Origin of the sequence: Micromonospora sp. NPDC001898 (assembly GCF_042891255.1) — a bacterium.
Classification (GTDB): domain Bacteria; phylum Actinomycetota; class Actinomycetes; order Mycobacteriales; family Micromonosporaceae; genus Micromonospora.
The window spans coordinates 78904-88664 of sequence record NZ_JBIATC010000018.1; the positions used below are offsets into that span (position 1 = coordinate 78904).

The following is a 9761-nucleotide window of genomic DNA, read 5'->3' on the forward strand; positions in this document are numbered from 1 at the left end:
ACCGGGGCCGGTCAGGCCGGGGCCGGCGGCTCGCCCTCGGCCGCCGGACGCGCACGGGGCGGGGCGTAACGCGGCACGTACTCCTGGCCGGTGAGCTTCTGGATTTCGCTCATCACCTCGTCGGTCATCTCCCGCAGCGAGGTCCGGTCGTCCGGGCGGCCGGTGAAGTCGAGCGGCTTGCCGAACCGCACGACGATGTCCGCCCGCCCCGGCCGGGGCACCCTGGTGCCGATCGGCTGTGCCTTGTCGGTGCCCGTCATGCCGACCGGGATGATCGGGACGCCGGCCGCGACCGCCAGCCGGGCGGCCCCGGTGCGGCCCCGGTAGAGCCGCCCGTCGGGTGAGCGGGTCCCCTCCGGGTACACGGCGACGAAGTCACCGGCTCGCAGCGCCGGGATCGCCGCGTCGAACGCGGACAGCGCGGCCCGGCCGCCGGCCCGCTCGACCGGGATGGCCCCCAGCCCGGTGAGCACGAACTTCGACAACGCGCCCTTCGGGCCGGTCCCCTTGAAGTACTCCGACTTCGCCCAGAACGCCAGGTGCCGGGGCACGACCGTGCCGAGGAACAGTTCGTCGGCGACGGAGAGGTGGTTGCCGGCGAAGATGGCGCCACCGGTCGCCGGGATGTGCTCCAAACCCTCCACGGTCGGTCGGAAGGCCAACCGGAGCGCGGGCGCCACGGTGAGCTTGCCGATGGTGTAGAGCAGCGGCACTGGTCCTCCGGCGGTCGTGCTGGACAGGGCGATGTCACGTTAGCCGACGCGGTCACGCCGGGCCGAACGGGTGGCCGGGCCGTCCGCCGCGTGGCGGAGGGCTGCCGGGCAGGGGCTCCTCCCGGAAAGGGCCCGTCTCGGCCGGCGGCCCGGGCCTCCAGCGAGGCCTCGGAGGCCGGCTGGCGGCGGCATGACCGGCGTCACACCCGCCGCCGTCACATCGACGCCCCCGCCGCCCGTCGTCCTGTTGTACCGACGAGGACGGGAGAACACGATGAGTCGGATCGATCTGGAGGCGGTGGCGCCGGAGGCGTACCGGGCGGTGGCCGGGCTGGAGCGGTACACCCGCGCGAACCTCGACCACACGGTGCTGGAACTGGTGAAGCTGCGCGCGTCGATGCTGAACGGCTGCGGGTTCTGCGTGGACATGCACAGCCGGGACGCCCTCGCGGCGGGCGAGTCCAGCCGGCGGCTGTTCGCCGTGGCGGCCTGGCGGGAGACGCCCTTCTTCGACGAACGGGAACGGACCGCGCTCGCGCTCACCGACGCGCTCACCCGCCTCGGGGAGCACGGGGTGCCCGACGAGGTCTGGGACGCCGCCGCGAAGGTCTGGTCGGAGAAGGAGCTGGCGGACCTGACGGTCGCGATTGCCACAATCAACGTGTGGAACCGGATCGTGGCCGCCACCCGGCGGCAGCCGCCGACGGACGGGTGACGACGGCCGGGACGACGCAGGCGGCCGGTGCGCTCGACGTGCACCGGCCGATGCTGCTCGGCCTGGCGTACCGGATGCTCGGCAGCCTGCACGACGCCGAGGACGTGCTCCAGGACGCGTACCTGCGGTGGCTGGGCGTCGACCGGGCGGCGGTGGCCGAGCCGCGCCGCTACCTGTCCCGGGTGGTCACCCGGCTCGCCATCGATCGGCTCCGGGCCCGGCAGGCCACCCGGGAGACGTACGTCGGGCCCTGGCTGCCGGAGCCGGTGCCCACCGCGCCCTCGCCGTTCGGGCCGCCGGAGCACGCGGAGCTGCGCGACTCGCTGTCCCTCGCGCTGCTGCACCTGCTGGAGCGGCTTGCTCCGCCGGAGCGCGCGGTCTACGTGCTGCGCACCGCCTTCGACCTGCCGTACGCGCAGGTCGGCGAGATCCTGGACCGGTCCGCAGCGGACTGCCGGCAGTTGCACCACCGGGCGGCGGCCCGGATCGCCGACGACCGCCGACGCTTCACGGCCGAACCGGGCGAGCAGCGGCGGCTGCTGGACGCGTTCCTCGCCGCGGCCCGCGACGGCGACCTGGCCCGGCTGACGGACCTGATGGCGACCGACGTCACATCGTGGACCGACGGGGGCGGCCGGGCCAGGGCGGCCCGCAACCCGGTACGCGGGGCGGACCGGGTGGCCCGCTTCTTCGCCGGAGTCCTCGGGCCCCGGCGGCCGACGCCGCGCACGGTCCCCGTCGAGTTCAACGGCCGGGCCGGGTACGTCGTGCACTGGCCCGGCGGCCGGCGGTACGCGCTGACCGTGGCCGTCGCCGACGGCCGGATCACCGGCCTGTACGTGGTCGCCAACCCGGAGAAGCTCACCCGGCTGGCGGGGTGAGCCGGCGGCCCGGGCCCGCCCCCGCCGCGCCCGGCGTCGGGAAGCCGTCAGCCCAGCTCGGGGAACCAGAGCGCGATCTCGCGCTTGGCGCTGTCGGTCGAGTCGGAGGCGTGCACCAGGTTCTCCCGGTTGGACAGGGAGAAGTCGCCCCGGATGGTGCCGGCGACGGCCCGGCGGCCGTCGGTGCTGCCGATCATGCCGCGCACCACCTCGATGGCCTGGTCGCCGGAGAGCACCAGGGCCACCAGCGGGCCGCTGGTCATGAACCCCTTCAGCGGCGGGTAGAACGCCTTGTCGACGTGCTCGGCGTAGTGCTGGTCGGCGAAGTCGCCGTCCATCGTCCGGAAAGCCATGGCGTCGATCCGCAGGCCCTTGCGCTCGAAGCGGGAGAGGATCTCACCGACCAGGCCACGGCCGACCGCGTCGGGCTTGATCAGAACGAGAGAACGCTCGTCCGGGCTGATGCTGGACACGCTGGGTTCCTCCTGTGCGCGGAAGACGGCTCGGCTGGGTACGGTCAGCCTAGCGACCCGGTGCCGGCACCGGCGCGGCGGCTGCGCTATTCCCTGGGTCGCCGATCCGGCCTAGCCTGGCCCTTGACCCATGGGAGGTCCACAGTGGCGAATGGCGGGAATCGACCCATCGCGCCGGTACGCAAGCTCATCGCGGCGGTGCTGGGCACCGTGGCGACCTTCGTGGTCCTGTTCGGGCTGGGCATGACCAGCTGGGCGATCGTGGCGCTCGGGGTGGCCCTGCTGGTGCTGGCGATCGCGCTGGCCACCGTGCGCGGCGGCGGCCGGACCTGGGTGGTCGGCGTCGGGCACGTGCACAGCGCCTCCGAGCCGCCCAGCGCGTACGCGTTCGGCCGCTGCGAGTTGCAGCTCGTCATCGACGCGCCCGGCCTGCCGCCCCGGTCGAAGAAGATCATCGAGCCGCGGGTCCCGGTAGCGAAGTGGCCCTCGATCGGGCAGGCCCTGCCGATCCGGGTGGCCCTGGACGACCAACGGCACGTCCGCGTCCTCTGGGACGAGGTGCCCACCCACGCGGAGACCGCCGCGGCGGCGATGGCCGACCTCCCGCCCGAGTACGCGGGCGCCGACCCGGTCGACGAGGTGCTGATCCAGCAGGAGGCGCCGCCGTGGGCCGATCGCATCCCGGACGACGACTTCCGCGACGACCTGCGCGACCTGCCCGGTTTCCACGACGACGTGCGCGGCTCGTCCGGTTTCCACGATGACCTGCGCGACCCACCCGGGCCCGACCCGCTGCGCGACGACGACCTCGGCCCGCTGCCGGAGGGCCGGGAGCCGGTCGTGATGCACCAGCGGCCGGGCGGCCCGGTCGTGCTGGAGGGGACGCTGGTGGACCCGGCCTCTGGCCCGCTGCCCCGGCGGGCCACCCCGGCCCCCCGCCCGCCGGCCGAGGAACGCTTCGACCCGACCGTCCCCGTCGAGACCATCGACGCGGGTGCCCCGGCCGACCCCATCGACGTGCCGCTGGACGACCCGGCCCCGCGCCTCGGGCCGGCCCCCGACCAGCACGAGCTGGACGAGGCGATCTTCGGTTACGACCCGGAGACCGAGGCCGCCGACGCAGCGGCCCCGATCAGCGGGGTCGGCATCACCCTGCTGGTCACCGGCCTGGACCGGTCGTTGGAGTTCTACCGGGACACCCTCGGCTTCGAGGAGGTCGACCGGGGCGCCGGCAACGCCGTGCTCGCCTCCGGGACGACCCGGCTGGTGCTGCGCGAGGTCACCGGCGCGGCCCCGATGAGCCGCCGTCTGGTCCACGTGAACCTGGAGGTCGATGACATCCAGGGCGCGTACGAGCGGCTGCGCGACTCCGGCGTCCGCTTCACGTACGCCCCGAGGGTGGTGAACCGGGGCACCAAACTGGAGGTCTGGGCGGCGGCCTTCCGCGACCCGGACGGCCACGGCATCGCCCTCACCCAGTGGCGCACCCGCGCCGACGCCTGAACGTGTGGGGACGGCCCTCCGACACCGGGCTCCGCGCCGCAGGAAGCCGGGCCGCGGAGAGCCGGGCCGCGGAGAGCGCGCTGCGGAGAGCCGTCCCGCAGGCCGCGGCTCAGCGGCTGAGGATCACCCGGCGCACGTGCAGGGCGTACCCCCAGACCAGGGCGAAGATGATCCCCACCGCCAGCAGCGACCAGTGCAGCAGCCCGGCGAGCATCAGCGCCCCCTGGAGCACCGTTCCGGCGTACCAGGCCCACCGCCGACGCATCATGCCGGCGAGCACCACCGCCGCCACGGCCAACGCCACGATCGCCGCGACGGCCGCGCCGCTGAGCTCCCCGCCGACCACCCGGATCGGCTGGATCGCGAGCAGCAGCACCAGGGCCTCCAGGCCGAGCGTCCCGGCGCCCAGGCCCCGCACCGCCCCCTCGGGGTTGCGCAGCCCGGAGCGCCGCTGACCCGACCCGTCGCCGACGCCCTCCGCCGGGAGGTCGGGGTCCGGGGCGGTCATCGCTTGAACAGCCTACGGGCGTCGGCCACGGTCACCACCGACCCGGTGATCAGCACGCCGACCCCGGACAGCTCGCCGGGGACGTCGGCCTCGGCCTCGGCCACCGCCGCCTCGATCGCGTCGGGCATGTCCTCGGCCACCGCCACCCGGTCCTCCCCGAAGACGTCCCGGGCCAGCTCGGCCAGCTCCTCGGCCGGCATCGCCCGCGGCGAGCTGTTGCGGGTGACCACCAGCGAGTCGAGCACCGGTTCCAGCAGCTCCAGCAGACTCACCGCGTCCTTGTCGCCGAGCACACCGAGCACGCCGACCAGCTTGCTGAACGCGAACTCCTCCTGAAGAGCGGTAACCGTGGCCGCCATCCCGTGCGGGTTGTGCGCCCCGTCGAGCAGGACCGTCGGCGCGTTACGCACCTTCTCCAGCCGGCCGGGCGAGCTGACGGCGGCGAAACCCTCCCGGACTGCCTCCACGTCGAGCTGCCGATTCGCCCCCGCCCCGAGGAACGCCTCCACGGCGGCGAGCGCCACCGCCGCGTTCTGCGCCTGGTGCGCGCCGTGCAACGGGACGAACATGTCCTCGTACACCCCGCCGAGGCCCTGGATGCTGAGTACCTGGCCGCCGACCGCCACCGAACGGCGCTGCACGCCGAACTCCGACCCCTCGCGGGCGATTGTCGCGCCGACCTCGGCGCAACGCTCCAGGATCGGCCGGGCGGCTTCCTCGTCCTGTGCCGCGCAGACGACCGTGGCCCCCTTGTGGATGATCCCGGCCTTGTGCAGGGCGATGTCCTGGAGGGTGTCGCCCAGCCACTCGGTGTGGTCCAGCCCGATCGGGGTGAGCACCGCGACGCCGGCCTGGATCACGTTGGTGGAGTCCTCCGCCCCGCCGAGCCCCACCTCGACCACCGCGACGTCGACCGGGGCGTCCGCGAAGGTGGCGAACGCCAGCGCGGTGGTCAGGTCGAAGTAGGTCAACGGCTCGGCGGAGCGCTGGTCGACCAGCTCGGCCAGCGGCACCACCTCGCGGTACGTGGCCACGAAGCGCTCCTCGCTGACCGGCTCCCCGTCCAGGCTGATCCGCTCCCGGACGGTCTCCAGGTGCGGGCTGGTGTACCGGCCGGTGTGCAGCCCGAACGCCCGCAGCAGCGAGTCGATCATCCGGGCGGTCGAGGTCTTGCCGTTGGTCCCGGTCAGGTGGATCGACGGGTACGCCCGCTGCGGGCTGCCGAGCAGGTCGAGCAGCGTCTCGATCCGGTCCAGCTCGAAGTGCATGCGGGTGAACCCGCGCGCGGCCAGCTCGGCGTCGACGGCGGCGAACTCGCCGTCGACGCCGCGAGCGGTGCGGTGGGTGCGATCGCTACGGTCGGTCACGAGGGCAGCGCCTCCAGAGCGGCATCGATGCGGATCAGGTCGGCCTCGGCGGTGGCGAGCCGGTCGCGGATCTTGGCGACCACCGGCTCCGGGGCCTTCCCCACGAACGCCGGGTTGTCCAGCTTCGCGCGGGCCTGCGCGACCTCCTTCCCGGCGGCGGCGCGGTCCTTGGTCAGCCGGGCCCGCTCGGCGGCCACGTCGATCGAGCCCCGGGTGTCCAGCGCGACGCTCACCTCACCGGGCATGGCCAGGGTCGCGCTGGCCTGGAAGTCGTCGCCGGCCGGGTCGAGCCGGACCAGCGAGCGGATCAGCCGCTCGTGGGCGGCGATGCCCGCGCCGGCCAGGCCGTCGAGCCGGGCGACCACCCGCTGGGTGGGCCGCAAACCCTGGTCCGAGCGGAACCGCCGGATCTCGGTCACCACCCGCTGGACGGTGCCGACCTCGCCCTCCGCGGCGTCGTCGATCCCGGTACGGTCGGCTGCCGGCCACTCGGCCGTCACCACCGTCTCCCCGCCGGTCAACGCGATCCACAGCTCCTCCGTGACGAACGGGATCACCGGGTGCAGCAGCCGCAGGAGCTGGTCCAGCACGTGCCCGAGCACCCGCCGGGTGGCGTCGGCCGCCGCCCCGCCCTCGGCGAGCACCGGCTTGCTCAGCTCCACGTACCAGTCGCAGACGTCGTCCCAGGCGAAGTGGTAGAGCAGGTCACAGACCTTCGCGAACTCGTACGCCTCGAACTGCTCGTCGACCTCGGCGGTGACGTGCGCCAGCCGGGACAGGATCCACCGGTCGACGGTGGAGAGTTGCTCGGCCGGCGGCAGCGGACCTCCCGTGTGGGCGCCGTTCATCAGCGCGAACCGGGTGGCGTTCCACAGCTTGTTGCAGAAGTTGCGGGAACCCTGGCACCAGTCCTCGCTGACCGGGACGTCCTGGCCCGGGTTGGCGCCCCGGGCGAGGGTGAACCGGGTGGCGTCCGCGCCGAACCGGTCGATCCAGTCCAGCGGGTCGACCACGTTGCCGAACGACTTCGACATCTTCTTGCCGTGCTCGTCGCGCACCATGCCGTGCAGGGCCACCACGTCGAACGGCGGCCGGCCGTCCATGGCGTAGAGGCCGAACATCATCATCCGGGCGACCCAGAAGAACAGGATGTCGTAACCGGTGACCAGGACGCTGGTCGGGTAGAACTTCGCCAGGTCCGGGGTCTGCTCCGGCCAGCCGAGGGTGGAGAACGGCCACAGCCCGCTGGAGAACCAGGTGTCCAGCACGTCCTCGTCCTGGTGCCAGCCGTCGCCGGTCGGCGGCTCCTCGTCCGGGCCGACGCAGACGATCTCGCCCTCCGGGCCGTACCAGACCGGGATGCGGTGGCCCCACCAGAGCTGGCGGGAGATGCACCAGTCGTGCATGTTGTCGACCCAGGCGAAGTAGCGCTTCGCCAGCTCGGCCGGTTCGACCTTCACCCGGCCGTCGCGCACCGCGTCCCCGGCCGCCTTGGCCAGCGGGGCGGTGCTGACGAACCACTGCAACGACAGCCGCGGCTCGACCGTGGTCTTGCACCGTGAGCAGTGGCCCACCGCGTGCACGTACGGCCGCTTCTCGGCCACGATCAGGCCCTGCTCGCGCAGCGCGGCGACGATCGCCGGCCGGGCCTCGTACCGGTCCAGGCCCTCGAACGGGCCCGGTGCCGTGATGATGCCGCGCTCATCCATGATCGTCAGGGCGGGCAGGTCGTGCCGCTGGCCGATCTCGAAGTCGTTCGGGTCGTGCGCCGGGGTCACCTTCACCATGCCGGTGCCGAAGCTCGGGTCGACGTGCTCGTCGGCGACGATCGGGATACGCCGGTCGGTCAGCGGCAGGGCGACCTCGGTGCCGATCAGGTGCCGGTACCGCTCGTCGTCGGGGTGCACCGCCACCGCGGTGTCGCCGAGCATCGTCTCGGCCCGGGTGGTGGCCACCACGACCTCGTCGCCGTACCGGATCGAGATCAGCTCGCCGTCGTCGTCGGTGTGCTCCACCTCGATGTCCGACAACGCGGTCAGGCAGCGCGGGCACCAGTTGATGATCCGGTTGGCCCGGTAGATCAGCCCGTCGTCGAAGAGCTTCTTGAACATGGTCTGCACGGCCCGGGACAGCCCGGCGTCCATGGTGAAGCGCTCGCGGTCCCAGTCGACCGCGTCGCCGAGGCGGCGCATCTGGCCCAGGATCGCGCCGCCGGACTCGGCCTTCCACTGCCACACCCGCTCGACGAACTTCTTCCGGCCCAGGTCATGCCGGGACAGGCCCTCGCCGGCGAGCTGCCGCTCGACCAGGTTCTGGGTGGCGATGCCGGCGTGGTCCATGCCCGGCAGCCAGAGCGCCTCGAAGCCCTGCATCCGCTTGCGCCGGGTCAGAGCGTCCATCAGCGTGTGCTCGAACGCGTGGCCCATGTGCAGCGAGCCGGTCACGTTGGGCGGCGGAATGACGATGGCGAAGGGCGGCTTGTCGCTCTGGGCCGACGCCCGGAAGTGCCCGGCGGCTACCCACTGCTCGTACCGTCGCTGCTCAACCTCGCCCGGCTGGTACTGGGCGGGCAGGGTCGGGGCGTCGGGGCGTCGGGCATCCAGTCTGTCGGTCACCCTGAAAGTCTACGGAGCGCTTCCGCGGACCCGACGTGCGCCACCTGCCCTTCGCGTACGGTGTCGGCTATGTCCGACGCACATCTCACCGAGCGCCCGCTCGCCGACGAGCCCGAGCCGATCGACCTCACCGAGGAACCGATCCGGCTCAGCAACCGGAACCCGCAGGACGGGCCCCGGCGGCGCGGTCCCCAATCCCGGCGCGGACGGATCGCCCTCGCCGTGCTCCTGGCGGCCGGCCTCGCCGGCGTCGGGGCGCTGGGCGTCGCCGGCTGGCGGGTGGCACAGCAGAAGGACGCCCGGCTGGCTGCTCCGGCCACCGTCGCCGGCCTGCAACGCGACGACAGCGAGCGGGCCCGCAGCACCGCCGACTACCTGCGCGACGGGCTGTCCGCCGACATCGACCTGGATCGCAGCCTCGGCGTCGTGTACCGCGATCCGGCGGACGACAAGCGCTCGGTGCTGCTCTTCGGGGGTACCACCCTGCTGTGGCAGCCCGAACGCGACCTGGACACCCTCTTCGGCCTGATGGCCGACGAGACCGGGAAGGTCACCGGGCTGCGCAAGGTGCCGGCCGGCCGGTTCGGCGGGGTGATGAAGTGCGGCACCACCAGCGGCGACGGCGGTGACTTCGCTGTCTGCGGCTGGGCGGACCACGGCAGCGTCGCGCTGGCGATGATGCCGGGGCGCCCATTGAACGCCGCCGGTGACCTGATGCGGCAGATCCGCGAGGATGTCCAGACCCGTTCCTGAGCCGCAGCACCCCGAAGACCGCGTTCAGGCCGTTCACACCCGGAGCGAGCGATCACGCCGGAGCGGCCTGATCCGGATTCGGAAATGGTCACGGAAACGCGTCAGGGCCACCCCCGAAGGGGTGGCCCTGACCGAAAGATGTCCGGCGGTGTCCTACTCTCCCACACCCTCCCGAGTGCAGTACCATCGGCGCTGGAGGGCTTAGCTTCCGGGTTCGGAATGTAACCGGGCGT

At 73.2% G+C, this 9761-nt stretch carries 9 protein-coding genes and 1 rRNA gene; 4 read left to right on the top strand and 6 right to left on the bottom strand.

The window, feature by feature from the left end:
• Positions 1 to 11: 11 nt before the first annotated feature.
• Positions 12 to 713 (bottom strand): lysophospholipid acyltransferase family protein, encoded by a 702-nt coding sequence (locus ACFYZF_RS26285; RefSeq protein ID WP_387025106.1) that lies wholly within the window; start codon positions 711 to 713, stop codon positions 12 to 14.
• A gap of 274 nt (positions 714 to 987) precedes the next feature.
• Here ACFYZF_RS26285 and ACFYZF_RS26290 point away from each other — a divergent pair, with 274 nt between their 5' ends.
• Positions 988 to 1428 carry a carboxymuconolactone decarboxylase family protein gene (locus ACFYZF_RS26290; RefSeq protein ID WP_161691808.1) on the top strand — a complete coding sequence of 147 codons (441 nt, stop codon included), beginning with the start codon at positions 988 to 990 and terminating at the stop codon, positions 1426 to 1428.
• The gene (gene sigJ / locus ACFYZF_RS26295) at positions 1377 to 2309 is read left to right on the top strand and encodes an RNA polymerase sigma factor SigJ (RefSeq protein WP_387025108.1); all 933 of its coding nucleotides are present in this window, start codon (positions 1377 to 1379) and stop codon (positions 2307 to 2309) included. The genes ACFYZF_RS26290 and sigJ overlap by 52 nt, the downstream gene beginning before the upstream one ends.
• A 47-nt stretch (positions 2310 to 2356) precedes the next feature.
• On the opposite strand, the gene ndk is transcribed toward sigJ, so the two are convergent.
• Positions 2357 to 2782 carry a nucleoside-diphosphate kinase gene (gene ndk / locus ACFYZF_RS26300; RefSeq protein WP_387025110.1) on the bottom strand — a complete coding sequence of 142 codons (426 nt, stop codon included), beginning with the start codon at positions 2780 to 2782 and terminating at the stop codon, positions 2357 to 2359.
• A 144-nt stretch (positions 2783 to 2926) separates the two neighbouring features.
• Here ndk and ACFYZF_RS26305 point away from each other — a divergent pair, with 144 nt between their 5' ends.
• Complete coding sequence (locus ACFYZF_RS26305) at positions 2927 to 4285, top strand: VOC family protein (RefSeq protein WP_387025112.1); 1359 nt, start codon at positions 2927 to 2929, stop codon at positions 4283 to 4285.
• A 109-nt stretch (positions 4286 to 4394) separates the two neighbouring features.
• On the opposite strand, the gene ACFYZF_RS26310 is transcribed toward ACFYZF_RS26305, so the two are convergent.
• From ACFYZF_RS26310 to ACFYZF_RS26320, 3 genes are all read right to left on the bottom strand, one after another.
• On the bottom strand, positions 4395 to 4793 hold the full coding sequence (locus ACFYZF_RS26310; RefSeq protein WP_387025114.1) for a DUF4233 domain-containing protein: 399 nt from the start codon (positions 4791 to 4793) through the stop codon (positions 4395 to 4397).
• A complete protein-coding gene (locus ACFYZF_RS26315) occupies positions 4790 to 6061 on the bottom strand; it encodes a bifunctional folylpolyglutamate synthase/dihydrofolate synthase (protein WP_387025140.1) in 1272 nt (423 codons plus the stop codon). The genes ACFYZF_RS26310 and ACFYZF_RS26315 overlap by 4 nt, the downstream gene beginning before the upstream one ends.
• Before the next feature lie 95 nt (positions 6062 to 6156).
• Entirely contained in the window at positions 6157 to 8775 is a 2619-nt protein-coding gene (locus ACFYZF_RS26320; RefSeq protein ID WP_387025116.1) for a valine--tRNA ligase, read from the bottom strand.
• 69 nt (positions 8776 to 8844) lie between these two features.
• On the opposite strand from ACFYZF_RS26320, the gene ACFYZF_RS26325 reads away from it, so the two are divergent.
• Positions 8845 to 9528 carry a hypothetical protein gene (locus tag ACFYZF_RS26325; RefSeq protein ID WP_387025118.1) on the top strand — a complete coding sequence of 228 codons (684 nt, stop codon included), beginning with the start codon at positions 8845 to 8847 and terminating at the stop codon, positions 9526 to 9528.
• Between the two features lie 140 nt (positions 9529 to 9668).
• Here the strand turns inward: ACFYZF_RS26325 and rrf are convergent.
• Positions 9669 to 9761 (bottom strand): 5S ribosomal RNA (gene rrf, locus ACFYZF_RS26330); the annotation flags it as partial.

Coding starts and splice junctions, on each gene's coding strand:
- ACFYZF_RS26325 (WP_387025118.1), top strand. CDS start 8,845: ATGTCCGACGCACATCTCACCGAGCGCCCGCTCGCCGACGAGCCCGAG.
- ACFYZF_RS26310 (WP_387025114.1), bottom strand. CDS start 4,793: ATGACCGCCCCGGACCCCGACCTCCCGGCGGAGGGCGTCGGCGACGGG.
- ACFYZF_RS26315 (WP_387025140.1), bottom strand. CDS start 6,061: ATGCACTTCGAGCTGGACCGGATCGAGACGCTGCTCGACCTGCTCGGC.
- ACFYZF_RS26290 (WP_161691808.1), top strand. CDS start 988: ATGAGTCGGATCGATCTGGAGGCGGTGGCGCCGGAGGCGTACCGGGCG.